24 protein-coding genes and 1 pseudogene are annotated in these 24,253 nt (G+C 68.4%); 14 read left to right on the plus strand and 11 right to left on the minus strand.

Translation table 11 applies throughout. The features are described 5' to 3' along the window. Positions 1–116: 116 nt before the first annotated feature. A complete protein-coding gene (locus ACLJRL_RS37380) occupies positions 117–1,586 on the minus strand; it encodes a S8 family peptidase (RefSeq protein WP_410661117.1) in 1,470 nt (489 codons plus the stop codon). A 193-nt stretch (positions 1,587–1,779) separates the two neighbouring features. Between ACLJRL_RS37380 and ACLJRL_RS37385 the strand changes: the two genes are divergently transcribed. After that, positions 1,780–3,258, plus strand: a complete 1,479-nt coding sequence (locus tag ACLJRL_RS37385) for a hypothetical protein (protein WP_410661118.1) — start codon at positions 1,780–1,782, stop codon at positions 3,256–3,258. 292 nt (positions 3,259–3,550) lie between these two features. On the opposite strand, the gene ACLJRL_RS37390 is transcribed toward ACLJRL_RS37385, so the two are convergent. After that, positions 3,551–4,924: a dihydrolipoyl dehydrogenase family protein gene (locus ACLJRL_RS37390; RefSeq protein ID WP_410661119.1), complete on the minus strand. Its 1,374-nt coding sequence runs from the start codon at positions 4,922–4,924 to the stop codon at positions 3,551–3,553. A 155-nt stretch (positions 4,925–5,079) separates the two neighbouring features. On the opposite strand from ACLJRL_RS37390, the gene ACLJRL_RS37395 reads away from it, so the two are divergent. After that, the gene (locus ACLJRL_RS37395; protein WP_410661120.1) at positions 5,080–5,796 is read left to right on the plus strand and encodes a histone-like nucleoid-structuring protein Lsr2; all 717 of its coding nucleotides are present in this window, start codon (positions 5,080–5,082) and stop codon (positions 5,794–5,796) included. 64 nt (positions 5,797–5,860) lie between these two features. Here ACLJRL_RS37395 and ACLJRL_RS37400 read toward each other — a convergent pair whose 3' ends face one another. The 5 genes from ACLJRL_RS37400 to ACLJRL_RS37420 form a co-directional block, all read right to left on the minus strand. Further along, positions 5,861–6,604 (minus strand): lipoate--protein ligase family protein, encoded by a 744-nt coding sequence (locus ACLJRL_RS37400; RefSeq protein ID WP_410661121.1) that lies wholly within the window; start codon positions 6,602–6,604, stop codon positions 5,861–5,863. After that, positions 6,601–7,986: an NAD(P)(+) transhydrogenase (Re/Si-specific) subunit beta gene (locus ACLJRL_RS37405; RefSeq protein WP_410661122.1), complete on the minus strand. Its 1,386-nt coding sequence runs from the start codon at positions 7,984–7,986 to the stop codon at positions 6,601–6,603. Before ACLJRL_RS37405 ends, ACLJRL_RS37400 begins: the two co-directional genes overlap by 4 nt. Then, positions 7,983–8,282, minus strand: coding sequence for an NAD(P) transhydrogenase subunit alpha (locus tag ACLJRL_RS37410; RefSeq protein WP_016336134.1), 300 nt, complete (start codon positions 8,280–8,282; stop codon positions 7,983–7,985). The genes ACLJRL_RS37405 and ACLJRL_RS37410 overlap by 4 nt, the downstream gene beginning before the upstream one ends. Continuing rightward, positions 8,282–9,430: a Re/Si-specific NAD(P)(+) transhydrogenase subunit alpha gene (locus tag ACLJRL_RS37415; RefSeq protein ID WP_410661123.1), complete on the minus strand. Its 1,149-nt coding sequence runs from the start codon at positions 9,428–9,430 to the stop codon at positions 8,282–8,284. The genes ACLJRL_RS37410 and ACLJRL_RS37415 overlap by 1 nt, the downstream gene beginning before the upstream one ends. A gap of 198 nt (positions 9,431–9,628) precedes the next feature. Next, entirely contained in the window at positions 9,629–10,285 is a 657-nt protein-coding gene (locus ACLJRL_RS37420; protein ID WP_410661124.1) for a TetR family transcriptional regulator, read from the minus strand. Positions 10,286–10,387: 102 nt separating this feature from the next. Between ACLJRL_RS37420 and ACLJRL_RS37425 the strand changes: the two genes are divergently transcribed. Genes ACLJRL_RS37425 through ACLJRL_RS37445 form a run of 5 tightly spaced genes read left to right on the plus strand, consistent with a single transcriptional unit; the run spans position 10,388 to position 14,804 of the window. Then, positions 10,388–11,479 (plus strand): ferredoxin reductase, encoded by a 1,092-nt coding sequence (locus tag ACLJRL_RS37425; protein ID WP_410661125.1) that lies wholly within the window; start codon positions 10,388–10,390, stop codon positions 11,477–11,479. Between the two features lie 13 nt (positions 11,480–11,492). Further along, positions 11,493–12,608 (plus strand): fatty acid desaturase family protein, encoded by a 1,116-nt coding sequence (locus tag ACLJRL_RS37430; RefSeq protein ID WP_410661126.1) that lies wholly within the window; start codon positions 11,493–11,495, stop codon positions 12,606–12,608. A gap of 10 nt (positions 12,609–12,618) precedes the next feature. Beyond that, positions 12,619–12,822: a hypothetical protein gene (locus ACLJRL_RS37435; RefSeq protein ID WP_410661127.1), complete on the plus strand. Its 204-nt coding sequence runs from the start codon at positions 12,619–12,621 to the stop codon at positions 12,820–12,822. A gap of 47 nt (positions 12,823–12,869) precedes the next feature. After that, entirely contained in the window at positions 12,870–14,144 is a 1,275-nt protein-coding gene (locus tag ACLJRL_RS37440; protein WP_410661128.1) for a sensor histidine kinase, read from the plus strand. A gap of 15 nt (positions 14,145–14,159) precedes the next feature. Continuing rightward, positions 14,160–14,804 (plus strand): response regulator, encoded by a 645-nt coding sequence (locus tag ACLJRL_RS37445; protein ID WP_410661129.1) that lies wholly within the window; start codon positions 14,160–14,162, stop codon positions 14,802–14,804. On the opposite strand, the gene ACLJRL_RS37450 is transcribed toward ACLJRL_RS37445, so the two are convergent. Next, complete coding sequence (locus ACLJRL_RS37450; RefSeq protein WP_410661130.1) at positions 14,801–15,274, minus strand: AAA family ATPase; 474 nt, start codon at positions 15,272–15,274, stop codon at positions 14,801–14,803. The genes ACLJRL_RS37445 and ACLJRL_RS37450 overlap by 4 nt on opposite strands. A gap of 291 nt (positions 15,275–15,565) precedes the next feature. On the opposite strand from ACLJRL_RS37450, the gene ACLJRL_RS37455 reads away from it, so the two are divergent. Continuing rightward, a complete protein-coding gene (locus ACLJRL_RS37455; protein ID WP_410661131.1) occupies positions 15,566–16,822 on the plus strand; it encodes a DUF222 domain-containing protein in 1,257 nt (418 codons plus the stop codon). Between the two features lie 17 nt (positions 16,823–16,839). Here the strand turns inward: ACLJRL_RS37455 and ACLJRL_RS37460 are convergent. After that, positions 16,840–17,051: pseudogene (locus tag ACLJRL_RS37460) on the minus strand (IS5/IS1182 family transposase); the annotation flags it as partial. A gap of 377 nt (positions 17,052–17,428) precedes the next feature. Here ACLJRL_RS37460 and ACLJRL_RS37465 point away from each other — a divergent pair. Then, on the plus strand, positions 17,429–18,985 hold the full coding sequence (locus tag ACLJRL_RS37465; RefSeq protein WP_410661132.1) for an alpha/beta hydrolase: 1,557 nt from the start codon (positions 17,429–17,431) through the stop codon (positions 18,983–18,985). A gap of 85 nt (positions 18,986–19,070) precedes the next feature. Here ACLJRL_RS37465 and ACLJRL_RS37470 read toward each other — a convergent pair whose 3' ends face one another. Beyond that, complete coding sequence (locus ACLJRL_RS37470; RefSeq protein ID WP_410661219.1) at positions 19,071–19,601, minus strand: GNAT family N-acetyltransferase; 531 nt, start codon at positions 19,599–19,601, stop codon at positions 19,071–19,073. A 31-nt stretch (positions 19,602–19,632) separates the two neighbouring features. Between ACLJRL_RS37470 and ACLJRL_RS37475 the strand changes: the two genes are divergently transcribed. Both ACLJRL_RS37475 and ACLJRL_RS37480 read left to right on the plus strand, forming a co-directional pair. After that, complete coding sequence (locus ACLJRL_RS37475; RefSeq protein ID WP_410661133.1) at positions 19,633–20,196, plus strand: helix-turn-helix domain-containing protein; 564 nt, start codon at positions 19,633–19,635, stop codon at positions 20,194–20,196. An 18-nt stretch (positions 20,197–20,214) separates the two neighbouring features. After that, the gene (locus ACLJRL_RS37480; RefSeq protein ID WP_410661134.1) at positions 20,215–20,625 is read left to right on the plus strand and encodes a secondary thiamine-phosphate synthase enzyme YjbQ; all 411 of its coding nucleotides are present in this window, start codon (positions 20,215–20,217) and stop codon (positions 20,623–20,625) included. Here the strand turns inward: ACLJRL_RS37480 and ACLJRL_RS37485 are convergent. After that, positions 20,563–21,567 (minus strand): ABC transporter permease, encoded by a 1,005-nt coding sequence (locus ACLJRL_RS37485; protein WP_410661135.1) that lies wholly within the window; start codon positions 21,565–21,567, stop codon positions 20,563–20,565. The two genes, ACLJRL_RS37480 and ACLJRL_RS37485, sit on opposite strands and share 63 nt — an antisense overlap. A gap of 130 nt (positions 21,568–21,697) precedes the next feature. Here ACLJRL_RS37485 and ACLJRL_RS37490 point away from each other — a divergent pair, with 130 nt between their 5' ends. From ACLJRL_RS37490 to ACLJRL_RS37500, 3 genes are read left to right on the plus strand one after another with little or no spacing between them, the layout of a single operon-like run. After that, complete coding sequence (locus ACLJRL_RS37490) at positions 21,698–22,384, plus strand: HAD hydrolase-like protein (protein ID WP_410661220.1); 687 nt, start codon at positions 21,698–21,700, stop codon at positions 22,382–22,384. Between the two features lie 9 nt (positions 22,385–22,393). Then, positions 22,394–23,332, plus strand: coding sequence for a hypothetical protein (locus ACLJRL_RS37495; RefSeq protein ID WP_410661136.1), 939 nt, complete (start codon positions 22,394–22,396; stop codon positions 23,330–23,332). Then, a complete protein-coding gene (locus tag ACLJRL_RS37500; protein ID WP_410661137.1) occupies positions 23,329–24,204 on the plus strand; it encodes a hypothetical protein in 876 nt (291 codons plus the stop codon). Before ACLJRL_RS37495 ends, ACLJRL_RS37500 begins: the two co-directional genes overlap by 4 nt. Positions 24,205–24,253: the final 49 nt, after the last annotated feature.

Here is a 24,253-nt window from a genome sequence, read left to right on the forward strand (position 1 = left end):
CGTGCTGTTTGGCCACATGAACACCACAAGTCGCACCTGATTGGGACTCTGCACGTGCGTGAAGGCCTCCTTCCCTGCCCTCAAAAGCAGGGAAGGAGGCCTTCATGGACAGTCGGCTACCGCGCGCCCAAGGACTGGGCGGCGGCGAAGGTGTCCACCAGGCCGGCGCCCTTGTCGAAGCTCGACGTGTACGGCCCGGCCGCCACGTACGGCGAGCCGTTCGCGAACTTGTAGGCCGTGCCCTTGATCGCGGCCTCGATCTCACCCGGGCTCGCACCCGGCGAGACCTGGAACAGCTGCGCGACGATCCCGGTGATCTGCGGCGCCGCCATCGAAGTCCCGCTGATCACGTTGTAGGTGGCGATGTCCAGCAGACCCGGACCGTTCTCGGGCTGCAGGCCCTGCGTGCAGATCGGCTGGGTGGGACGACAGGAGGAGAGGATGTTCTCCCCCGGCGCGGAAACGTCGGGCCAGGTCGCCTGGTCGGTCTTGAGCCCGCGCGAAGAGAAGTCGGAAACCGTGCCGTCGCGAGTCTCGGTCCCCTGCTCGTTCGACGACGCCACCGACAGCACGCCCGGTGTCTGGTCCTGTCCCGCCGGATTGGAGAGGTTCGCCGAACCGTCCCCGCCGTCGTTCCCGTTCGCCCACACCGTCACGACGCCTTCCGCGGCGAGCGCGCGCTGCAGCTTCACGGTCGCCGAGTTCGGATCGAACGTGCCGCCGCCGCTGGGGCCGTAGGAGTTGTTGGTCACCTTGATCGGCGGGCACACCGACGCCGCGACGCCCGCGCCGCACGGCGCCTTGTGGTTCTCCAGCACCCAGTTCAGCGCCGCGTCCGTGCCGAGCACGAGCAGCGCGGCCCCGGTCGAGACCGAGACGATCTTCGAACCCGGCGCGGAGCCGCCGACCTTGGTGCCGTCGGCCAGGGTCTGACGGGTCCCCGCGGCGATCCCGGTCACGTGCGTGCCGTGCCCGCCGAGGGAAAGGGTGTCGGTGTCGACGAAGGTCGGCACGTCGACGATGCAGTTGGTCGCGGTCCCGTCCAGGCAGAGGCTCTTGAGGTTACGCACCACCCGGGTCTTGCCGTCGGCACCCTTGAACGCGGGGTGCGTCGGGTCGACGCCGGTGTCGATGATCGCGACCGAAACACCGCGGCCGTCCACCGGTGCGCCCTTGGCGTCCTTCAACGTCGTCTGCGCCGCCAGGCTCCGCGTCGCCGTGGTGCCGCTGCTGCCGTGCGCCTTGAGCTTCTCGTTGCCTTCGACGTAGGTGACGCCGGCCGCCTTGCGGACCGCGCGCACCTGGTCGGCGGTGCCCCGCGCGGCGACGACGCCGATCTTCTCGAACGAGGTGATCTTCGTGAGCCCGGACTCGCGGACGGCCCTCGCGGCGGTGGCGGAGTCGTCGGCGTGCACGAGCGCCGTCACCCCCTCCGCACCGGTGACGGCCGAGAGCAGGCGGGACAGTCCGGGCGCGACGGGTGCGAGCGGTCCCGCGGCCTGCGCGGGCACCATGCCCGCGACCGGAACGGCTAGCAGGGCGACGACCAGAGCGGCTCGTCGACGCCAAGTGCGATATGCGGCCATTGCGTTTCTCCTGGTGACAGGGGACAGGGAAGCTGTCACCTACCAACGAGTAACACCTGGAAGAGTGACGCCGCTCACGCACGTGACAAGTTCTCCGGCCAACATCACCCCGCCTACCTGGGACGTGTCTGCCCGCTAGTCCGTTCGGAGGCGCTAGTTTGTGCAGCGAGACCGACGAGATGGGGAGGGTTCGGTGCGACTCGTTCGCCTCGCTCAACAGCCGTCCCGGGTGGCCGAGGACGTCCGCGCCGCGCTGGCTTCACTCGGCCGGGGCAGCACGGTCGTCGGCGGAGTCGCCCTCGTCGGCGCCAGCCCGGTCGACGGACGGCCGGTGGAAGCCGTCGTCGTCATGCCCAAGGGCATCCTCATCGTCATCGGTGTCGACCTGCCCGACCCGGCGCTCAAACTCGAAGCCCCGCTCGGCGGGCCGTGGAAGGCCGACGGCTGGCCGCTGGTCCACGGCGACACCTCGATCAACCCGGCCACCGACGCGCTGTCGCTGTCGGCCGCCTGCACGCACAAGATCTCGGACGTCGCGCCCGGCGCCGGGCCGATCGGCACGATCATCGCCGTCGGGCCGTATGTGGAGACCGTCGACCAGCCGCCCGCGGATCTCGCCGGCTCGGTCAGGGTGCTGTACCCGACCGCGACGACGATGCTCGCCGCGACGGTGTCGCTGGCCACCGCGCACCGGCCCCGGTCGGTGCAGCAGGCGCGGGAACTGATCGCCGCGCTCGCCCCCGACGCCCCGCCGATGCCCGAGGAAATGCTGCTCGGAGAAGGCTTCAGCGCCTACTCCGACGACGAGCCGACGGTGATCCGGGAGAACCCTCTCGTGGCGAGCGCGCCGACGGTTCCGGTGCAGCATCCCGGGAAGGTGAAAAGACCGGCGAAACCGGCCACCCCTCGCTCCGCCGCCCCCGTCAAACCCGCTCCCCCGGTCCGGCAGGCCGCCGCGCCCCCCAACCAGCCCCCCGCCGCGGCGCCCGCTCCGCCTCCCGCCCAGCCCGCGGCCGCCACCGCGGCGGCCACATCCACACCCGCCGAGTCCGCGCCGAAACCGTCGCACCAGTCCAAAACGGTGAAATGGCTTCCGCTCGCGGCGATCGGCCTGTTGATCGTGCTGCTGGTCGCGGCGATCACCGTCGCTTCCGGCGGCGATGACACCGCCTCCCAGGGGACCCCGCCGCCGTCGGCCCCGGCCACGAGTTCCGCCCCGCCCAGCAGCAGCGCCGTGGAGAACATCCAGTTCACTTCGCGCGCCTCCAGCGCGGACCAGAAATGCGCGTCGCACGCGTACGGCGACGTCCAGGCGAGCCTTCAGCAGACGAGTTGCACCGCGGTGAAGCGGGCCAGCTTCGCCAGTTCCATCGACGGCCGGGCGGCCGCGGTGTCGATCGCGGTCGTGGACTTCGCGAGCGCCGAACAAGCAGCGGCGTTCAAGTCTGCCGCCGACAACCCCGGCGGGGGCGGCATCCTCGACGTCGCCACCGAAACCACCCAATGGCAGGGCGAAGTCCCGGTGTTCGAGGGCGCCGCCTACCAGAGCAGCCAGGACGGGAAGTCGGTCCGGCTGGTGCAGGCGGTGTGGTTGCCGGGACCGTCCACTGCGGACGATCCCGGCCTGGTCCGAGGCGCGAAGGCCGCGCTCGAACTCCCCGTCAACGGCTAGCGACGCACGACACTAGTCCTGAGTCAGAGGTTCGCGTCGTAAGTCCCTTGCGGCAAGGGGGCCGCTGGGTCACGAGGGTCGGTGACGCGGCACTGTGTGGATTTTGGGACGTCAGATGTCCCAAAATCCACACAGTCATCGACCCGGCGCCGGCACAAGCCACCTTGAGAGGGACTTTGCTCTCATGCGATGACCTCGTGGTTTGTTCGGTGAAGGGCGCGATTCGTGTGTCCAGACACCGAACACGCGTGATTGGAGGCGGAACTCAGGCACGAATTTCCGACGCCCGACACTAGAGCCCGTACGCCTCCAGGAGGCGGAGCCACACCTCACTGATCGTCGGGAACGACGGCACCGCGTGCCACAGCCGCGAGAGCGGCACCTCGCCCACGATCGCGATCGTCGCCGAGTGCAGCAGTTCGGCGACGTCCTGCCCGACGAAGGTCGCACCGACCAGGACACCGCGTTCGGTGTCGACCACGATCCGCGCCTTGCCCGCGTAGCCGTCGGCGTGCAGGGACGAACCGGCGACCGCGATGTCGATGTCGATCACGCGATGCGGTTTGCCCTCCTCCGGCCCGGCGAGCCCGACGGAGGCGACCTCCGGATCGGTGAAGACGACCTGCGGCACGGCGGAATGGTCGGCCGTGGCGCTGTGCGCGCTCCACGCGCCCGATTCGACCGGCTTGCCCGCGGCCTGTGCGGCGATCGAGTCCCCGGCGGCACGGGCGGCGTACTTGCCCTGATGCGTCAGCGGCGCGCGGCCGGTGACGTCTCCGACGGCGAACAGCCAGTCACCGTCCACAGCGGACACGCGGCCGTTGTCGTCCGTCGCCAGCGGCGCCCCGGCTTCGAGCCCGAGCACCTCGACGCCGAGCCCGTCGGTGGCCGGGCGGCGGCCGGTGGCGACGAGCAGCTCGTCGACGACCAACCGCTCACCACCCTTGAGCGTCAGTTCCTTACCACCGTCCAAAGCGGACACGGAGTCGAGCCCGGAGCCCGTGTGCACGGTGACACCGGCCTCACGCAGTCCGGCGATGACGGCATCGCCGACGAAGTCCGCTAGCCGGGGCAGCGGGCGGGCACCCGAGATGATCAGGTGGACCTCCGCGCCGAGCGTGGCGTACGCCTGCGCCATTTCGACGCCGACGACACCGCCGCCGAGCACACCGAGCCGGCGCGGGACCTCCGACGCCGAGGTCGCCTCCCGGGAACCCCACGAGGAAATGGTGTCCAGTCCGGGGATCGGCGGCGCCTTCGGCACGCTGCCGGTGGCGACGATCACGGCGTGCCGCGCGGTGAGCACGTCGCCGCCGTCGACGGTGACCTCCCGCTCACCGGTGATCCGGCCGTGGCCGCGCACCGGGGCTATCCCGGCCCCTTCGGCCCACTTGACCTGTCCGGTGTCATCTCCCTTGCCGGTGAACCAGTCCCGGCGCGCGAACACCTTGGCGGGGTCGACCGCGTCGCCCACCGGGACACCGGGGATGCGCTTGGCGGCGGCGAGGAGATTTCCCGGCCGCAGCAACGCCTTGCTCGGAATGCAGGCCCAGTAAGAACATTCGCCGCCGAACAGTTCGTGTTCGACGAGGGCGACCTTGAGCCCGCCCCGCGCTGCCCGTTCGGCGGCGACCTCGCCGACCGGGCCGCCTCCGATCACGATCACGTCAAAACTCTGTGCTGACATGCATTCAGCGCACACCACCGCGCAGCTTCGCGCAACCTGCCGCTATCCTCGTGTCGCTGCGTGAGTCATCAGCCGCGGGTCAGGTTTCGCCGTGCCGGTTACGCAGTAGAACGATCGAGCGCGGGAGGTTTTTCATGGCCAGGAACACTGCTGTGCATTTGCTGGACGATTTGACCGGTGAGGCGGCCGAAGAAACGGTCGCTTTCGGCCTGGACGGAATCGCCTACGACATCGACCTTTCGGCCGACAACGCCGCCGTGCTCCGCGAAACCTTGAATGCTTTCGTGGAGAACGGGCGCCGGATCGGCGGCCGGAAACTTCGCCCCCGGGTCGTGCAGCGTCCCCAGGGCACGCGGGTCACGAAGTCGACGCCGAAGACGGCGGCGACAGCCGCCAAGGCGGAAGCGAAGACCGCCGCCAAGCCGGGTCGCAAGCCCGCCGCGAAGGGCGTCGCCGGCCGCAAGCCCGCCGCCGCCAAGACCGCGGCCGCGAAGGTCGCCGCACCCAAGGCAGCGGCACCCAAGGCGGCCGCACCCAAGGCAGTGGCATCCAAGGCAGTGGCCAAGACCGTCACGAAGACCACGACGAAGGCCACTGCCGCCAAGGCGAAGTCGACCCGGGCCACGGCAGCGAAGACAACTGTGGCGAAGGCTCCGGCCGGACGTGCGAAGGCGGCCGCCGCGGCGAAGACGCCCGTCAAGAAGGCCGCCCCGAAGGCGGCCGCGGCCAAGACCACCACGGCGAAGACGACGGCCGCCAAGGCCCCGGTGAAGAAGGCCGCCGAGCCGAAGAAGACCACCCGGGCGGCCCGCAAGGTCCCCGCGGTCGCTTTCTCGGCCACGGAGAAGTAATCGTAAAGAAAGCCCCGTTTCGCGATTTCTCAATCGCGAAACGGGGCTTTCTTCGTATCTCAGATCATTTGCGTTGAGCGCCTTCGGAATGCCAGGCGGGATAGTGGTACCGCGTGTGCAGCAGTGAGCGGTGCCACTCCCGCTCGGACGCCGACGGCTTCCGCGTCGCCGGTTCACCCAGTTGCGCGGCCGCCGCCTTGCGGACCGCGGCCGTGACATCGGCGACACCTTTGCGCAGACCGTGGTCGGCGAGCGACGCGACCTGGCTTCGGTGCGAGTCGAGCGGACGCGGATCCGGTGGCGCCGCGGTGAGATACCGGCCGACCCGTTCGGCCGCGGTCGAAACGAGCAGCGTCGAATGGGCGAGCAAGCCCGTTCTCGTCCGGAAGACGGCGAAACCGCACAGCTTCGAGTCACCGACGAACAGTCCCCGATCACCGATCCTCGGGGGGAGGCCGAGTTCGGAGACCGCCGCGCTCATCAGTTCGCCGAGCGCTTCGAGCGGTTTGACCGGTTCCTTCGACAGGCCGAGCCCGGGCAGGACGAGGGTGATGTTGAGATTGCCGGGATCGTGGAACACGGTGCCGCCGCCGCTGGCCCGGCGAAGCACCGGAACGCCGTCGCTCGCACAGACGTCGACCTTGACCTCGCGTTCGATCTTCTGCCCCCGCCCGACGACCACACAGGCGGTGTTGCGCCAGATCCACAGGATCGGCGCCTCCGGTGCGGCGCGCAGGAGGGCTTCGTCGAACGCGAGGTTGTCGGCCGGATCGTCGAACGAGGCGACGACTTCCGAGTGGCCGGTCACAGTGCTTTGAGTTCCTCCACGATCTCGCCCACCGACGTCTTCGCGTCGCCGAAGAGCATGCTTGTCTTCGCATCGTAGAAGAGTTCGTTGTCGATGCCGGCGAAGCCCGAGCTCATCGAGCGTTTGAGCACGATGACCGACCGGCTGTGGTTCACCTTGAGGATCGGCATGCCGTAGATGGGCGAGCCCGGATCGGTCTCCGCGGCCGGGTTCGTGACGTCGTTCGCGCCGATCACCAGCGCGACGTCGGTCTGGGCGAACTCGGAGTTGATCTCGTCCATTTCCTTGAGCTGCTCGTACGGCACGTCGGCTTCGGCGAGGAGCACGTTCATATGCCCTGGCATCCGGCCCGCGACCGGGTGGATCGCGTAGGCGACCGTGATCCCCTTGGCCTCCAGCAGCTTCGCCATCTCGCGGACCACGTGCTGCGCCTGCGCGACGGCCATGCCGTAGCCGGGCACGACCACGACCTGGTTCGCGTACGCCATCTGGATCGCGGTGTCGGACGCGCTGGTACTGCGGACCGGCCGGACCTCACCGGACTTCCCGCTCGTGACCGCCGAGCCGCCACCGAACCCGCCGGCGACGATGGCCGGGATCGACCGGTTCATCGCCTTCGCCATCAGGTTGGTCAGGATCGACCCGGAGGCGCCGACGATCATGCCCGCCACGATCAGCGCGGTGTTGTCGAGCGCGAGCCCCATGGCCGCCGCCGACAATCCCGTGAGCGCGTTCAGCAGGGAGATGACGACCGGCATGTCCGCGCCGCCGATCGGCAGCACGACCACCACACCGAGCACCGCCGCCGCGACCAGCAGGCCGATCATCAGCAGTTCGGCGTCTCCGCCGAGGGCGATGACGACCGCGAGGACGACCGCGGCCACGAGCACCAGCGCGTTGAGCGGCTGCTGCAGCTTGCCCAGGGAGATCGGGCGGCCGGAGATGAGCTCCTGCAGTTTCCCGAACGCGATGTTCGAGCCCCAGAAGGAGATCGACCCGACGATGGCGGCGAACAGCGACGCGATCACGACGTACAACGGTTCGTGCGCATAGCCGTCGGTGCTGCGGAACTCGACCCACGCGATCAGCGCGACCGCCCCGCCGCCGACGCCGTTGAACAGCGCCACCATCTGCGGCATCGCGGTCATCTTGACCTTGCGCGCGGACGGCACGCCGACGGCGACACCGATGCCGACGCCGAGCGCGATCAGCAGCCAGTTCGTCATCCCCGGGGTCAGCAGCGTCGCGATCACCGCGATGCCCATACCGACGGCGGCGATCCAGTTGCCGCGCACCGCGGTGCGCGGACCGGTCAGCCCCATCAGGCCGTAGATGAACAGTGCGAAGGAAATGATGTAGAGGACGGCGATGAAGGTCGTCACTTGTCACCACCGTCTTCCGGCTTCTTCGCCTTGAACATCGAAAGCATCCTGTCGGTGACGAGGAAGCCGCCGACCACGTTGATCGTGCCGAAGGCGATCGCGATCACCAGCAGGACCTTGTTCAGTACGCCGTCCACCCCGAGGCCGAGCACGATCAGCCCGCCGAGCAGGACGATGCCGTGGATGGCGTTGGTCCCCGACATCAGCGGGGTGTGCAAGGTGTTGGGCACCTTCGAAATGACCGTGAATCCCACGAATCCGGCGAGTACGAGGATCGCCAGGCTGCCTACGAGCATCACTCGCCCCCTTCATTTTCAGCGGCGGGAGCCCCGCCGGCGACGCAGGCGCCGGCGACGATCTCGTCGGAGAAGTCGAGGGCGAGCTTGCCCTCGCCGTCGACGAGCAGTTCCAGCAGCTCGGTGACGTTGCGCGCGTACAGCTCGCTGGAATGCGCGGGCATCTCCGCGGCGAGATTGAGCGGCGAGCAGATGGTGACGTCGTGTTCGACGATCTCCTCGCCCGGTCGCGTCAGCTCGCAGTTGCCGCCGGACTCACCGGCGAGGTCGACCACCACACCACCGGCGGGCATCCCCTTCACCGCGTCGGCGGTGACGAGGATCGGCGCCTTGCGGCCGGGGACGAGCGCGGTGGTGATCACGACGTCGAACCTCGTGATCGCCTCGGTGAGCCTGCGTTGCTGCTCGGCCTTTTCCTCCTCGGTCAGCTCGCGGGCATACCCGCCTTCACCGACCGCCTCGATGCCGAGGTCGAGGAATTTCGCGCCGATCGACTTGACCTGCTCGCCGACCTCCGGCCGGACGTCGTACCCGGTGGTCTGCGCGCCGAGCCGTTTCGCCGTGGCCAAGGCCTGCAGCCCGGCGACTCCCGCGCCGAGCACGAGCACCTTCGCCGGCGGCACGGTGCCCGCCGCGGTGGTGAGCATCGGGAAGAAGCGGGTCAGTTTCTGCGCGGCCAGCAAGACCGAGCGATAACCCGCGACACTGCTTTGGGACGACAGGGCGTCCATCGCCTGCGCGCGAGAGATCCGGGGGATCGCTTCGACGGCGAACGCGCGGATCCCCGCCGATTCGAGCGCCGCTATCCCGTCCGGATCGGCCCGTGGATTCAGGAAGCCGATGAGGATCGTGCCTGCCTTGAGCTTCGCGATCTCGGCCGCGCTCGGAGGCGCCACCTTGACCACCACGTCGGCGTTCCAGGGGTCACCGATCTCCGCACCGGCCTGTTCGAAGGTCTCGTCGGCCAGCAGCGCGCCGGCGCCCGCACCGGGCTCGACCACCACCCGCAGTCCGCGTCCGGAGACGCGCTCGACAAGTTTCGGTACCAGCGCGACCCGGCGTTCACCTTGTCCGGTCTCCCGAACCACACCGACCGTGAGCTGCTCGTTCTCCGCCGCCACAGGCGACCTCCTCAATAAGAGGGCCATACGAACTCGCACTGTTTACCATGTCCGGCCGACAAGTCCCATGGCTGAACGTGTCCGGGAGGCATCTTTCCGTGACATCGACCATCACGATCGATCCAGCGGTCGATCCAGGTGCGCGATGTCACAAGGGGTCCCCATTGGACGGTTGCCGTCCAATGGGGACCCCTTGTGACACTTACGGAGCAACGGTTTTCCGCATCACGGAACGCTGCGCCAGTTCGGCACCCCCAAAAAGATCAGCCGCAACCGCCGTTCGGCCGTGCGGACGATCTCGGCGTCACGCGAGCGGGTCTCGAGCAGCTCCAGCACCGTGGTGAGCATGGTCGTCACGATCAGATCGGCCAGCAGGTGCAGATCTTCGGTTCCCCATTCGCGGAGATTGTCGAACCGCGCGAGGTCGACGGCGAGCTCGCTGACGAACAGCTTGAGCTCGAACCCGATCGCCTGGCGGACCGGCCCGGTGCCGCCGTAGCGCTCCCGGGTCAGGAAGTGGAAGTGGTCCTCGTGCGCCCGCACGTGCTCGTGCAGCACGCGCACGGACAGCCGGATCATGTCGTTGTAGGCCGCCGGTTTGGTGCGTGCGGAGCGGATCATCGCGCGAAGGGTGCGCATCGACTCCTCGACGAGCGTCACGCCAAGCTCGTCCATCGATGCGAAGTGGCGATAGAACGCCGTCGGGACGATTCCGGCCTGCTTCGCCACCTCTCGGAGACTCAGCCCGGAGAAGCCGCGCTCCGCCACCAAGTCCAGCGCGGCGTCCTGCAACGCCTTCCTGGTGCGCTGTTTGCGCTCCTGACGGGAAACGGGCTCGATTGTCACGCCGGACAGCGTAATGGTCTCCGCACTATCACCCACGTCACATCACCGTCCTCTCGCGTTGACAAGCGGGATTTTCGCCACTTCACTGTTGAGTGTACAAGCGTTCACTGAACTTCTTGGAAAATACCGGGAGATGTGATGACGGCACTGGTACCACGCAGGGCCAGGCGGCTGGCTTCGCTGGCCGAGGCCCTGCTCACGCCCCACGGCATGGACCGCTACCTCGAACTCGTCGACCCGATGCTGGTCCGCCGCGAGGTCCGCGGCCTGGTCACCGGCGTCCGGCGGCAGACGGCAGACACGATCACCCTGACGATCCGGCCGAGCAAGGCCTGGCGGGGTTTCGTCGCCGGCCAGTACGTGCGGGTGACCGTCGAGATCGACGGCGTCCGCCGGACCCGCTGCTACTCGCCGACCGGTTCGGAGCACGACGGCTCACTCGAGCTGACCATCAAGGCCGACCCGCAGGGACTGGTCTCGCGGCACCTGAACCGCACCGTCACCACGGGTTCCGTCCTCGGACTGTCCACTCCGGACGGAGAGTTCACCCTGCCGTCGCCGAGGCCGCGGCGGATCCTGCTGCTCAGTGGCGGCAGCGGGATCACGCCCGTGCTTTCGATGCTGCGCACGCTGGTGGACGAGGGCTACGACGGCGAAGTCGTCTTCCTCCACTACTCCAACACCGCCGAAGACACGCTGTACCGCGCCGAACTCGGCGACCTCGCCCGCCGTCTTCCCGGGCTGCGGGTGGTACACGCGTTCACTCACGCGAAAACCGGCGCGGACCTGCACGGGTTCTTCTCGAAGGAGCACCTCGCGGAAGCGGCGCCCTGGTACCCCGACGCCGAGACCTTCCTGTGCGGTCCCAAGCCGCTGATGGATTCCGTCCGCGAAGCGTTCGAGGCCGACGGCCTGGGTGAACGGCTGCACTCCGAAGAGTTCACGCCGCCGGCACTCACCTTCGACACCGAGAACGCCGAAGGCCAGGTGCGCTTCGTCCGCAGCGGCCGCGAGTTCGAGAACTCGGGCAAGCCGTTGCTGGAGCAGGCCGAAGACGCCGGGCTGCGGCCCGAGCACGGCTGCCGGATGGGCATCTGCTTCTCCTGCACGCAGGTCAAGACCTCGGGCTGTGTGCGGAACGCCAAGAGCGGCGAGACCTCCAGCGAAGAGAACGAAGAGATCCAGCTCTGCATCTCCGTCCCGGTCGGGGACGTCGAGATCAACGCTTAGGAAGGAGCCCCCGATGACAGGCTTGCAGGACAAACTGACCCCCGCGCAGGTCGACGAGTTCGGCCGTGAGCTGGACGAGATCCGGCAGCGGATCGTCGCCGATCTCGGCCAGGTCGACGTCGACTACATCCACAACATCATCAAGACCCAGCGCGCGCTGGAGGTCGCCGGCCGCGGGCTGCTGTTCGCCGGGTTCTTCCCGCCCGCCTGGATCGCCGGCGTCGCCGCGCTCTCGGTGGCGAAGATCCTCGACAACATGGAGATCGGCCACAACGTCATGCACGGCCAGTACGACTGGACGCGTGACCCGGCGCTGAGCTCGCAGAAGTTCGAATGGGACAACGTCGCCCCCGCCGAGAACTGGCGCCATTCGCACAACTACATCCACCACACCTATACCAACATCCTCGACAAGGACCGCGACGTCGGTTACGGCATCCTGCGGATCGACCCGGCGCAGAAATGGCATCCGTACTACCTCGGCAACCCGGTGTACGCCGTGGCCTTGGCGTTCATCTTCCAGTGGGGCGTCATGCTGCACGACCTCGAGTTCGACCGCATCGTCAAGGGCGAGCGCAAGTGGTCGGACAACAAGGAGGTCGGCCTGAAGATGCTCAAGAAGGCCGGTCGCCAGGTCGGCAAGGACTACGTGCTCTTCCCGCTGCTGACCGGACCGCTCGCGCCGCTGACCTTCCTCGGCAACGCCACCGCGAACCTGACCCGCAACCTGTGGGCGTTCTCGATCATCTTCTGCGGCCACTTCCCCGCCGACGTCGAGAGTTTCACCGAAGAAGAGACCGAGAACGAGTCGCGCGGCCAGTGGTACCTGCGGCAGATCCTCGGCTCGGCGAACATCACCGGAGGCAAGCTCTTCCACGTGATGTCCGGGAACCTCTCGCACCAGATCGAGCACCACCTGTTCCCCGACATCCCGGCGCGCCGCTACCCCGAGATCGCCGGTGAGGTGCGCGCCATCTGCGAGAAGTACGGCCTGCCGTACAACACCGGACCGCTGCACAAGCAGTTGTTCTCGGTGGCCAAGAAGATCGTGAAACTGGCCATGCCCTGGAACGGTGAACCCCGTACTCCCGCTACCGTGGAGAGCGACAAGACCCTCCGAGCGGCTTAAGGTGTCTGACATGGTCGGTCAGTTCGAAAGCACCAAAGACGTGGTCCAAGAGGTCACCGAGTCGGCGGCCACCCATATCGGCAACATCGCGACGATCATCACCGGCGCGATCCGGGACATCGCCCGCGAGACCGGCGACTGGCTGACGGACGTCATCGAGATGCGCGAGGCGTCCCAGCGGGCCCAGGCCGACGAAAACCGCGTCGAAGACTAGGGAAACCTGGATGGCACCGGGCGGGTGGTCACGGCAGGCTGAACACCGTGACCACCCGCTTCGCCGTACCCCGGTTCGCCGGACGCGTCCTCGGCGCGCAGCTGAACCGCGCGTACTGGACGGAGCTCGCGTGGGTGGTCATCGGGATGCCGCTGACCTTCGTGTTCGTCGCGCTGGTCGTGGTCGGCCTGGTCCTCGGGATCGGCCTCAGCGTGCTCACCATCGGATTGCCGGTGCTCATCGGCGTCCTGGCGGGCGCGCGGCTGATCGGTGCCGCGCATATCGGCCTGGCGGGCGCCCTGCTCGGCACGACGGTCACGCCGCCTGCCCGGCCCCCGCTGCGACCGGGTCTGTGGAACGGCGTCAAAGGCAAGCTCGGCGATCCGATCGGCTGGCGGACGATCGCCTACCTGGTGTTGCGGCTTCCGCTGTCCATGGTCGAGTTCTTCCTGGTCGCCACCTTGTTCCTCTACGGCGTCAGCACGCTGACCTATCCGTTCTTCTGGTTCACCCTGAACGGTGAGGCCATGCCGACGTTCGACCTCCGCGTCGACGTCTGGTTCCTCACCCTGCCGCTCGCCCTCACCGGACTGGCCGTGCTGCTGGCGATGCCGTGGGTGGTCCACGGCCTGACCGAACTCGACCGGCTGCTGGTGCGAGCCGTCCTGGGCGCGGAGGACCTCTCCAAACGCGTGCGCGACCTCGAACGCAGCCGGGCGACCGCCGTCGACGACGCGACACGGCGCCTGCGCCGGATCGAACGCGACCTGCACGACGGCGCCCAGGCCCAGCTCGTCGCGCTGGCGATGAAGCTCGGCATCGCGAAGGACGAACTTCAGTCGGACGACGCCGACGCCGCCCACATCACGGCCCTGATCACCGCCGCGCACGCCAACGCGAAGCAGGCCCTGATCGAACTCCGGGACCTCGCGCGCGGAATCCACCCGGCCGCGCTCGACGCCGGCCTCGACGTCGCACTGTCCACTTTGGCCGCCAGCTCCGGTATCGACGCGCGGATCACCGTGACCCTGCCGAGCAGGCCGTCGCCGTCGATCGAGACCATCGCCTACTTCACCGTCGCCGAACTGCTGACCAACGCCGCGAAGCACACGTCGGCCGAGATCGACGTCGACGTGGGTATCGTCGGCGACGGCCTGCGCCTCGTGGTGCGGGACGGCGGCGAAGGCGGGGCCCGGCGGGAACACGGCGGCGGGCTCGCCGGGATCGCCGAGCGGCTCGCGACCGTCGACGGCGGGCTCGACATCCACAGCCCACCCGGAGGGCCTACGGTGATCAGCGCTGAGATTCCACTACGAAGTTAGAACATGGGGGGCGGCGTGCGCGTCGTGATCGCGGAGGATTCGGCCATCCTCCGGGCGGGACTGGTCGAACTGCTGAACCTTCGGGGACACGAGGTCGTCGCGGCGGTGGCCGACGGCGACAGCCTGTGCGCGGCCGTTCGCTCCCATCGGCCGGATGTGTCCATTGTGGATATCCGGATGCCGCCGACGCATACCGACGAAGGCCTGCGCGCGTCCATCGCGCTGCGCTCGGAACTGCCCGGCTGCGCGATCCTGCTGTTCTCGCAGTACGTCGAGACGCAGTACGCGACCGAACTGCTGGCCGACCGCGCCGGCGGCGTCGGCTACCTGCTCAAGGACCGCGTCGCCGACGTGTCCGACTTCCTCGACGCGCTTAGCCGGGTCGCCGACGGCGAGACCGTGCTCGACCCGGAAGTGGTCCGCCAGCTCTTCACCGCCACCCGGAAGACGGACGCGCTCGCCGGCCTCACCCCGCGGGAACGGGAAGTGCTGGGGCTGATGGCGGAAGGCCGGTCGAACTCGGCCATCGCGGCGGCGCTGTTCCTTTCGGCGGGCTCGGTGGAGAAGTACGTCTCGAGCATCTTCGGCAAGCTGGCGCTGCCCCAGTCCGAAGGGAACAACCGGCGGGTGCTGGCGGTGCTGCGGTACCTGGAGTCCTAGGCGAGGTCTTCGAGTTGCGCGACCACGTCGGCGAGCGGCCCGCGGGTGTCGATCTCGACGGTGGCCGACTCCCGCAGCAACGGTTCGATCTCTGCGGTGTCCGCGATGATGCGCTCGCGCTCTTCGGGAGCCTTGCCGAAAGGGTTGGTATCGCGGGCCGCGATGCGTTCGAGGACGACGTCGATCGGAGCGCTGAGCAGGACTATGTGGTCGAAGCGGGAATAGAAGTCCTGCTGGTTCCAGACGGTTCCGGCGATGAACAGTGTCTCCGGGGAGCGCTCGTGCTCGGTGATCAGCGCGTCGATCCGGTCGGGGCGCCACTGGGGTTCGGTGCCGCCGCCCGGTAGGGGGAGGTCGGCGATCCAGTCACCGATGTCGGTGTCGACGGTGTGGAATCCCTTTAGCGCCAATGCTTCGAGGGTCGTCGACTTGCCGGTGCCGGACATTCCTGTCACGAGGATCACTGTCACTTCGGCGAGTCTACGGTCTTGAGTGATTTGGTCGTGAAGTTGTCCAATGCCGGACGCCCATTCTTGCTCGGTGATCAGCACGTCGATCCGCCGGGCGCCGCGTCCACGAAACGGCAATACCCAGTCTGCACTGACATACCATTCCGGCCGTTTGACCATCAACTGCCCTTCACTGCTTTCTCAGCGTATTCGCCTCGCGGCCTTTTAACCCCCTTCCGGGTGATTCCAACCCTTTGAACGCTACGCAAACAGCGCTAGCACAGGTGTTCGAACAGGCGTAAAGTAAAAGCCGTGGCCAGCGAAAACAGATCCCAGGAGGCATCCATCGAATGGTGGCGTGCCGACACTGCGACGCTGCACGCCCGCAAGCAGGAACTCGAAGTCCGGAAACGCCAATTGGACGCGGAGCAGAACGCGATCTTGGCGGAATTGAATGCTCGCGGTATTCGCGGGTGTTCGGGTCATTCGACGTTGGCCGGGTTGATCCTGCAGGACTTCCACGTGTCCGTGCAGGAAGCCAACGACCGCGCCGACCGAGTCCTGGCACTCCACCCTGGCGTCTCCATCGGCGGCGAAGTGGTGCCACCACTGGCACCTTTGACGTCCCATGCGGCCACGGAAGGCGCGATCGGTGGCGGGCAGATCACCGCGATCATCAAGGCTCTCGGCCGTATCCCGTCCACGGTGCCGATCGAGGAAGTGCGAGCCGGGGAGCAGACCCTGGTCGATCTGGCCCGGTTCGCCGGACCGCCCGAGATCGCCAAAGCCGGCCGCCATTTACTGGACCACCTCGATCCCGACGGCAAAGAACCCCGCGATGAGGATCCGAAGGACGCTCAGTCGGAGATGCGGTTCATCAAGCACCGCAACGGCACTCTCGGTCTCAGCGGCACGTTGGACCTGGAAACCTACGCCCGGCTGAAATCCGACCTCGACCCACTGGCCAAGCCCCACAAGGCCGTGGACGGCGTCCGTGACCCTCGCACCCAGGCCGAGCGTTACGGCGATGCCTTCTCCGACTACGTGCGGCTCAAAACCGCCAGCCCGGACCTTCCTGGCCAAGCCGGGGAATCCACCCAGATCTTGATCACCATGTCCTACGACGACCTCATGAACGAGCTCGGCACAGCCCACCTCGATCTGGTCGGACCGATCAACGCCACCGATGCCCGGATCCTGGCCTGCGACGCCCGCATCCGCCCCGTCGTCCTCAGCGGCGCCGGGCAACCTCTCGACGTGGGGCGGTCCAGCCGTTCCACCACCATGCCTCAAAAGCACGCGTTGAAGATCCGCGATGGTGGGTGCGCGTTCCCCGGCTGCGACATGCCCGTCCAACGCTGTACCGCTCACCACATCGTTTTCTGGCGACACCACGGCGAAACGAAGATCGACAACCTCGTACTGCTCTGCACCAAGCACCACCGGCTCATCCACAAGAGCGAGTGGAAAGTCCGGATGGCCCGAGATGGGCTGCCGGAGTTCATCGCACCGGCCTACCTCGACCCCACCGGAACCCCGAGGCGCAACACCATGCACCTGAGGATCTAGGGCGTTCCTGGAGATCTTCATCGGAGGTGGAGGACGATGCAGGCGAGGATGATTTCGGTGCGGTGGCAGGCCGCTCGTTTGGCGTATCGTGTTGCCAGGCCTCGGAATTGTTTGAGTCGGTTGAAGCATCGCTCGACGACGGCGCGTTCGGGGATGGTGGCTTTGATCCGGCGCTGTCGCAGTGCTGTGCGGGTGCTCGGGTGGTGTAGGCCTTGTCGGCGAGCACCCGCCCGATCCGCACTGCCCACCCGTCCACCTCGATCACCTGCCGGTGATTACGCCACCGACCACCCCGCTGCCCTGTCTCCGCAGGAAACAACGGCGTGACCCGCGCCCACGCCTTGTCCGCACGTGATCGTGAACAAGATCCGCAGGACACGCCCTAGAGGGCGAAAGGGCAAGCTGAATGCGCGGAAGTTTCCAAAATTGTGGTGCTGCCGCACTCTGGGACGCGGACGATCACATTGAGCCGGTGATCCACGCCTGGATCAAGACGGACTATAAAACAGAATCTCTGCGGATCTTCTTGAGTATGCCCTGGGGGCGTGGTTTCAACTGGACCTGTTGACGGAAGTCAATCGGGCTGTTTGAACAAAGGGGCGGTATATGTACAGGAGAGTGCGGCTCGCCGTGGTGATTCCCGCGGTCGCGGGTGGCCTGCTCGCGGGAATCACCCCCGCGCCGGCGAATCCCGGCACGGTGAACACCACCGGCATCCCGCGGCGCTACGCCGAGCAGGACCTGGCCTGGCGCCAGTGCACCACCGAGGATGTGCCGGATCGGCCCGAGACGGCGAAGGTCCTCGAGTGCGCGACGTTCGCGTCCCCGCGCGACTGGGAGCGCCCGGACGACCGGCAGGCCGTGACGATCGCGATCAGCAGGCTGAAGTCCACCGGAGCGACGACGGCATCGGTGCTCACCAATCCGGGCGGTCCCGGTGGGCCGGGCCGCTCGTTTCCCGCCTCGCTGAGCAAGCAGGCCAAGCTGCGTGAACACCAGGAGATCATCGGCATCGACACCCGCGGCACCGGCCGGAGCACGAACATCTCGTGTGGCGGAGCGGGCCAAGGTGCCGTTCACGACCCGCGCGACCGCGACCCGCGAAATCTGGACCTGCTCCTGGACGAGCTGGAACTGACCACGAAGACCTGCGAGCAGACCTCCGGTGAACTCGTCAGGTTCGTCGACACCTTCCACAACACCAAGGATCTGGACCTGCTGCGGGTCCTGCTCGGCCGGAAGAAGATCAACTGGATCGGCTACTCGGCTGGCACCTGGCTCGGTGCGCACTACGCCCAGCGGTTCCCCGACCGCGTCGGCCGGTTCGTGCTGGACTCGTCGGTCGACTTCACCTCGACCTGGGCGTCGTCGTTCGACCTGCAGCCCATGGGTTACGAACGCCGCTGGCGGCAAGACTTCCTGCCGTGGGCCGCGGCGCATGACGACCGGTATGGGCTCGGTGTCACCGGCGAGCAGGTCCGGCAGACCTTCGAGGAGGTCCGGTACGCGCTGACGCGCAATCCGGTCGAGGTCGACGGCATGAAGGTCGGCCCGGGCGATCTGGACAGCCGGTTCGTCGGCCTGCTCAAGAGCAAGCAGGCCTTCCCCGGCCTGGCCGACTTCCTGGTCCAGCTCAAGACGCTGACCGAGAAGGACGCACCGGAGCAGGCCAAGGCGCAAGCCAGGGCGGCGATCGCGGCCGCCCCGGCCGAGCCGGACCCTCTCGACGCCCTGCTCGCCGTGCTGACCGCCGTCAGGTGCAACGACAGCCCCACGCCCGGCGACCGGGAGTCGGTGATCCGCAGGTCGCAGGAGTTCCTCGACCAGGGCAAGCTGCTGGCCGGCGGGCACTGGATGTTCATCCAGAACTGCATCTTCTGGGAGGGCCGGCCCCGTCCGCTGCCCACAATGGACGGTAAGGGTGTTCCACCGGTGGTGATGGTCCAGTCGATGAACGACCCGGCCACGCCCATCGAGGTCGCCCGCAAGGCGCACGCCGGGTTCGAGAACTCCCGGCTGCTGACCGTCACCGGCGAGGGTGACCACGGCATCTACGGGTACGGCAATCCCGCCGTGGACGAGGTCATCGACGGCTACCTAGTCGACGGCGTAGTCCCGCAAGACCAGAGCCTGCCCGGCATGCCACTGCCCGACCCCGCCTGACCGGGCCTGCGGCTCAGGCTGGAGTACGTGAAGGCCCCCTTCCTGTACCTAGGCGCAAGGAAGGGGGCCTTCACGTCCTGGCCCGTCACCGAGGCTCAACCGGCGGGCCGTCCTCTTCCGGCAGGCAAAGCTGCACCCAGGCGACATCCCGCCAGGCCCCGTGTTTGTACCCGATCCGCCGATAGGTACCGACCGGCTCGAAGCCCATCGCCCGATGCAGCCCCGCGCTCGCGTCGTTCGGCAACACCATCCCGGCCGCGAAAGTACGGAATCCGCGCGAAGCCAAGCGGTCCAGCAACGCTTGATAGAGCGCGCGGCCGCCACCGGTGCGCCGTCGGCCCGACTCCAGGTAGATGCTGACTTCGCACGACCAGCGATAGGAAGGACGACCGCTGAACGGACCGCCATAGGCGTAGCCGGCGACGCGACCGTCGTCGTCTTCGAGCACGAGCCACGCGTGCGCCCGCTGCGCTTGGGCGATGCGCTCGGCCATCTCGTCCGGCTTCGGAGCCTCGGTCTCGAACGAGATCACCGTGTCGGTGACGTACGGCGCGTAGATCTCCGCACAGGCCTCGGCGTCGCTTTCGGTCGCTTCCCTGATCACCATGGCGACCATAGTAACCGAGACTGCCACTATAGTGAGCAGCATGTCGGATCCCTTGTCCGCGTCGCTCGCCGCGACGCTCCAGTCCGCCCGGCTGGACCAGAAGCTCTCGGCCACCGCGCTCGCCGACCTGTCCGGCGTGTCCAGGGCGATGATCGGCAAGATCGAGCGCGGCGAGGCGCAGCCCACGGCCGTCCTGCTCAGCCGCCTTTCGGCCGCGCTCGGGATGACGTTGTCCGAGCTCGTCGCGCGCGCCGAACACGGCGACCGGCGGCTGGTGCGCGCGGCCGAGCAGCCGACGTGGACCGACCCCGACACCGGGTACGTGCGCCGCGCCGTGTCCCCGTCGCTCGGCGGGCCACTGGAACTGGTCGAGGTCGAACTGCCCGCGGGCGCCGAGGTCGCCTTCCCCGCCCACACCTACGCCCTGACCCACCACCAGATCTGGGTCCTCGACGGGCATCTGCGGTTCCGCGAGGGCGACGTCGAGCACGAACTCGACGCGGGCGACTGCCTCCAGCTCGGTACGCCCATGCCGTGCGCCTACGTGAACCCGACCGAAGCCCCGACCCGATATCTGGTCGCCTTGGCCCGGCGGCACGCCTGACGCACTACCGTGAACGGCATGCACTCCACGGAGATCGAGGTGCGCACCGGCAGCGTGGCCGTGGTGCACGACCTGACCAGGGACGCCGAGGCCTTCCTGCGCGACGCGGACGCCCAAGACGGGATCCTGCACGTCTTCGTCCCGCACGCGACGTCCGGGCTGGCGATCCTCGAAACGGGCGCGGGCAGCGACGACGATCTGCTCGCCGCGCTCGACGAACTGCTCCCCCGTGACGGCCGCTGGCGGCACCAGCACGGCAGTGCCGGTCACGGCCGTGACCACGTACTGCCCGCGCTGCTGCCGCCGTTCGCGACGATCCCGGTGCTCGGTGGAGTGATGACGCTCGGCACCTGGCAGTCGATCTGCCTAGTGGACACCAACCTGGACAACCCGGTCCGGCGCGTCCGGTTCAGCCTGCTGGAGGGTTGACCGGCCCGGCCACAGCGCGAGCACCAGGCCTGCCGCCAGCAGCCCTGTCAGCACCCAGATCCCGGTCGTCACGTCCGGCGCGCCGGGCACGCCTTGCAGCAGGCTGCGGAGGCCTTCGGCAGAGAACCGGAACGGCGTCCACGACCACAGCACCGCGCGGTACGCGGGGTTCAGCAGTTCCGGGACCTGACCGGCGACGGCGGGCGCCACCAGGTACAGCGGGCCGAGGATCGCCATCGCCCGCACGCCGAGCAGTCGCAGCAGTCCGGTCTGCAGCGCCGCGAATCCGGTCGCGGTCAGGAAGAGGAAGCCGAGGACGTCCCAGCCGAGCGGGAGCGAGGAGTCCCAGAGCTTCAGGAACCCGGCCAGCACACCGGTGACCAGCACTCCGGCCGCCACGATCTGGGTGAAACGGGCGCCGACGCCGGCGTCCCGGCCCATTCGCCGCCCGGCGAGGAGCAGCACCGCGCCCGCGGCCAGACAGCCGACCCACGCCAGCGCGCTCAGCCCCAGCGGGGCGACCCGGGCCGCGGCGCTCGCCGCGTGCAGCGTCTCGAGCTTCGGCGTTCCGCCCAGTGCCTGCGCGGCGCCGGTCAGCGCCTGCTGCGCGATCTGCGTCCCGGAGGGATTCACCGCACCGGAGACCACGACGGTCGACGGGAGTTCGAGCACGCCGTAGACCTCCTTGTCCTCCAACAGTTTCCGGCCCTCCTCGGGCGAGGTCACCCGCCAGGAGAGCTGCCCGCCGCCGTGGGTCGCGATCCGGTTCGCGGCCGCTTCGAGCGGTCCCGGAGCCGCCGTCACCGCGACGGGAAGGCCGTCGGGCGCGACCGTGGCCTGCGCTCCGAAGGTGAGAAAACCGAGTACGACGGCGACCAGCGCACCGGCCACCGCGGCGAGTAAGGCGAGCGCCCCGGCAGGGCGCCGGCTCGGGGTCGACATGACCGTCCTCCATTTATTCGCCAGGCGTTGAATTAATTGCCCTCAAGGTAAGCGCCTGTCCCCAAGAAGTCAACAGACGTTGAATAAGCTCCCCGGTAACGTCGACAAGGTGACTACTCCGCACCGTCTCGTGCTGTGGGACATCGACCAGACCCTCGTCGACCTGCGCGGTCTCGGCGCCGCTTGGTACACGGCCGCGCTCGCCGAGGTCGCGGGCCTCGAACTGCGGCAGCTGCCGAGTTTCGGCGGCCGCACCGAACGGGCGATCAGCACGGACATCCTGGTGTCGCACGGCGTCGAGCCCTCCGAGGAGAACGTGCGGAAGCTCTGGCTCGCGCTGATCGCGGTCTCCGAAAGCCACGCCCCGACGCTGTCCTCGAACGGGCGGGCGCTGCCGGGCGCGAAGGACGCGCTCGATGACTTCGCCACGCAGGGCGGCATCGTCCAGACGCTGGTCACCGGGAACCTGCCGGAGATCTCGCTGCACAAGCTGACCGCGTTCGGCCTGCACGAGCACGTGGACTTCGAGATCGGCGGCTACGGCTCGCTTTCCGCGCACCGCCCCGACCTGGTGCCCGCCGCCGTCGGCCAGGCTTCGGCGAAACACGGCACCGACTTCGCGCCCACCTCGGTCGTCGTCATCGGCGACACCCCGGACGACGTCCGCGCCGCCCTCGACAACGGCGCCGTCGCGGTGGCGGTGGCGACCGGGCAGTTCGGCGCCGAAGAACTGGCCGACGCCGGAGCGCACACGGTGCTGGGCGATCTGAGCGATCTGGCAGCGGTGCGTGCCGCCGTGCTCGGGGACGCCCCCTAAACTCGGTCCATGGCATACCCAGGCGGCAACGGCTGGCCGGAGCGACCGCAGCAGCCCTACCAGCAGCAACCCCAGCACGGGTATCCGCCGCAGAACCCCCAATACCCGCAGTACTCCCAGGATCCCCAGCAGCAGTACCAGGGTTTCCAGCAGCAGTTCCCGCAGCAGGGCTACCAGGGCTTCGCGCCGGAACCGCCGAAGAAGGGCAAGAAGGGGCTGTGGATCGGCCTCGGCGCGCTCGTCGTCGTGATCGCCGTCGGCGCCACCCTCTTCTTCGTCCTGCGCGACGGCGACGATCCGCAGCCTCAGGCCGCTCCGCCGGCGTCGTCCGCTCCGCCACCTTCGTCGTCGGCGTCGAAGCCGCCGTCCACGCCCAAGAGCAGTGGCGCCCCGCAGGACAACAAGGTCCCCTCGATCACTCCCGGCTGGCAGGGGGTGCTTTCGGTGCGGGACAAGACGGCCTACGACCTGCCCGCGACGGGCTGGGAAACCAAGCCGGGTCAGATCGTCGGCTACAACGAGGGCCAGTTCAAGATGGTCGTCCACGAAGCGTCGACGTACAAACTCGGCGCCTGCCCGGAAGCTCGCGGCTCGAACCGCGGTGTGGTCGGCTTCGCCACCGCGGACCAGATCCCGGTCGAGAACGCCGCCCGCGGCGCCGTCCGGCTCTGGATCCAGTCCGCGACCGGCAACGCCGACGTCCCGCTGCCCGAGATCAAGCAGATCCCGATCGCCGGCGGTTCGATCCAGGCGACCAGTTCGACCGGGACGTTCTCCCCGCCCGCGACCGAGGAGTGCCGGGCACCGAACGTGCAGGTCACCTCGGCGGCGTTCAAGGTCGGTGAGCAGACCATCTGCTTCGTGATGGCCCTCGACCAGGGCACACCGGAGACCCTCCCCGAGGCGGACGCGCAAAAGATCCTGGCCAGTTTGAGGCCGCAGCCGTGACCGGCCCCGGTGGGCGCTCCGACGAACCGCGATCGTGGCTCGTCGATCCGCTCACCGGGCAACCGCTCGAAGCCGAGGCCGAACAGACCCAGCAGCTGCCGGTCGTCGACGACGATGCCGACGCCGCCCCGCCTCGGCGCCGTACCCGCCTGCTGCCGACGTTGGGTGTGCTCGGGCTGGCGATCGTCCTCGCGGTCGGCACGACGGCCACCTACCAGGCCAAGACCGCCGCCCCGCCGCCCTCCGCGCAGGACCTCGTCCTGCCCGATCCGGTGCTGCCCACCCGGATCACCCCGGCCATCGCGGGCTGGCAGCCGGTGCTGTCCGACGACCACCCGTTCGTCTTCGACGTCCCGGCGGACTGGTCGATCGAGGACCCCGACGTCGCCGTCGGCTACGAGACGCCGACCGGCGATCTCGTCAGCCTGCAGGGCGTCGCCCGGTTCCACCGCGGCTTCTGCCCGGGACCCGAACTCTCGGCGCGGGCGATCGCGGGATTCACCACCATCGACGAAGGCGAAGTCACCGACATCGGCAAGGCCGCGGAAGAGACGACGCTGCGCTGGGCCGAAGCCGCGTACGGCTCGATCGGCGGCGGGCGCTCCCCGCGGACCGACGTCGGCGCGGCCGGTCCGGTGCCCGTGTTCGGCGGGGCCACGATCGCCACCGCGGTGACCACGACCGTCGTCCCCACCGCCGAAGGGCCGTGCGCGGCGCCGTCGGTCGCGATCACCGCGGTCGCGCTGCCCCTGCGCGCCCTGCCGGGATCCGGTCGCTACCACATCCTTCTGGTGCTGGCGGACCAGGAGATCCCCGACGCGGTAGCCAGGGACATCGTCCTCAAGATGGGTGGGAGCATCCGTCGGGAGTAGCACTCCCCTAGGGGAAATATGGGTCCCGTGCCGGATGTGGCGAACCGGT

The organism is Amycolatopsis sp. lyj-112 (assembly GCF_046549055.1).
Lineage (GTDB): Bacteria > Actinomycetota > Actinomycetes > Mycobacteriales > Pseudonocardiaceae > Amycolatopsis.

What these genes read in the sequence shown, in the direction of transcription:
- ACLJRL_RS37380 (WP_410661117.1), bottom strand. Translation starts at nt 1,586, where the DNA reads ATGGCCGCATATCGCACTTGGCGTCGACGAGCCGCTCTGGTCGTCGCC.
- ACLJRL_RS37395 (WP_410661120.1), top strand. Translation starts at nt 5,080, where the DNA reads ATGGCCAGGAACACTGCTGTGCATTTGCTGGACGATTTGACCGGTGAG.
- ACLJRL_RS37410 (WP_016336134.1), bottom strand. Translation starts at nt 8,282, where the DNA reads ATGCTCGTAGGCAGCCTGGCGATCCTCGTACTCGCCGGATTCGTGGGA.
- ACLJRL_RS37415 (WP_410661123.1), bottom strand. Translation starts at nt 9,430, where the DNA reads ATGGCCCTCTTATTGAGGAGGTCGCCTGTGGCGGCGGAGAACGAGCAG.
- ACLJRL_RS37425 (WP_410661125.1), top strand. Translation starts at nt 10,388, where the DNA reads ATGACGGCACTGGTACCACGCAGGGCCAGGCGGCTGGCTTCGCTGGCC.
- ACLJRL_RS37430 (WP_410661126.1), top strand. Translation starts at nt 11,493, where the DNA reads ATGACAGGCTTGCAGGACAAACTGACCCCCGCGCAGGTCGACGAGTTC.
- ACLJRL_RS37435 (WP_410661127.1), top strand. Translation starts at nt 12,619, where the DNA reads ATGGTCGGTCAGTTCGAAAGCACCAAAGACGTGGTCCAAGAGGTCACC.
- ACLJRL_RS37465 (WP_410661132.1), top strand. Translation starts at nt 17,429, where the DNA reads ATGTACAGGAGAGTGCGGCTCGCCGTGGTGATTCCCGCGGTCGCGGGT.
- ACLJRL_RS37470 (WP_410661219.1), bottom strand. Translation starts at nt 19,601, where the DNA reads ATGGTCGCCATGGTGATCAGGGAAGCGACCGAAAGCGACGCCGAGGCC.
- ACLJRL_RS37475 (WP_410661133.1), top strand. Translation starts at nt 19,633, where the DNA reads ATGTCGGATCCCTTGTCCGCGTCGCTCGCCGCGACGCTCCAGTCCGCC.
- ACLJRL_RS37480 (WP_410661134.1), top strand. Translation starts at nt 20,215, where the DNA reads ATGCACTCCACGGAGATCGAGGTGCGCACCGGCAGCGTGGCCGTGGTG.
- ACLJRL_RS37485 (WP_410661135.1), bottom strand. Translation starts at nt 21,567, where the DNA reads ATGTCGACCCCGAGCCGGCGCCCTGCCGGGGCGCTCGCCTTACTCGCC.
- ACLJRL_RS37495 (WP_410661136.1), top strand. Translation starts at nt 22,394, where the DNA reads ATGGCATACCCAGGCGGCAACGGCTGGCCGGAGCGACCGCAGCAGCCC.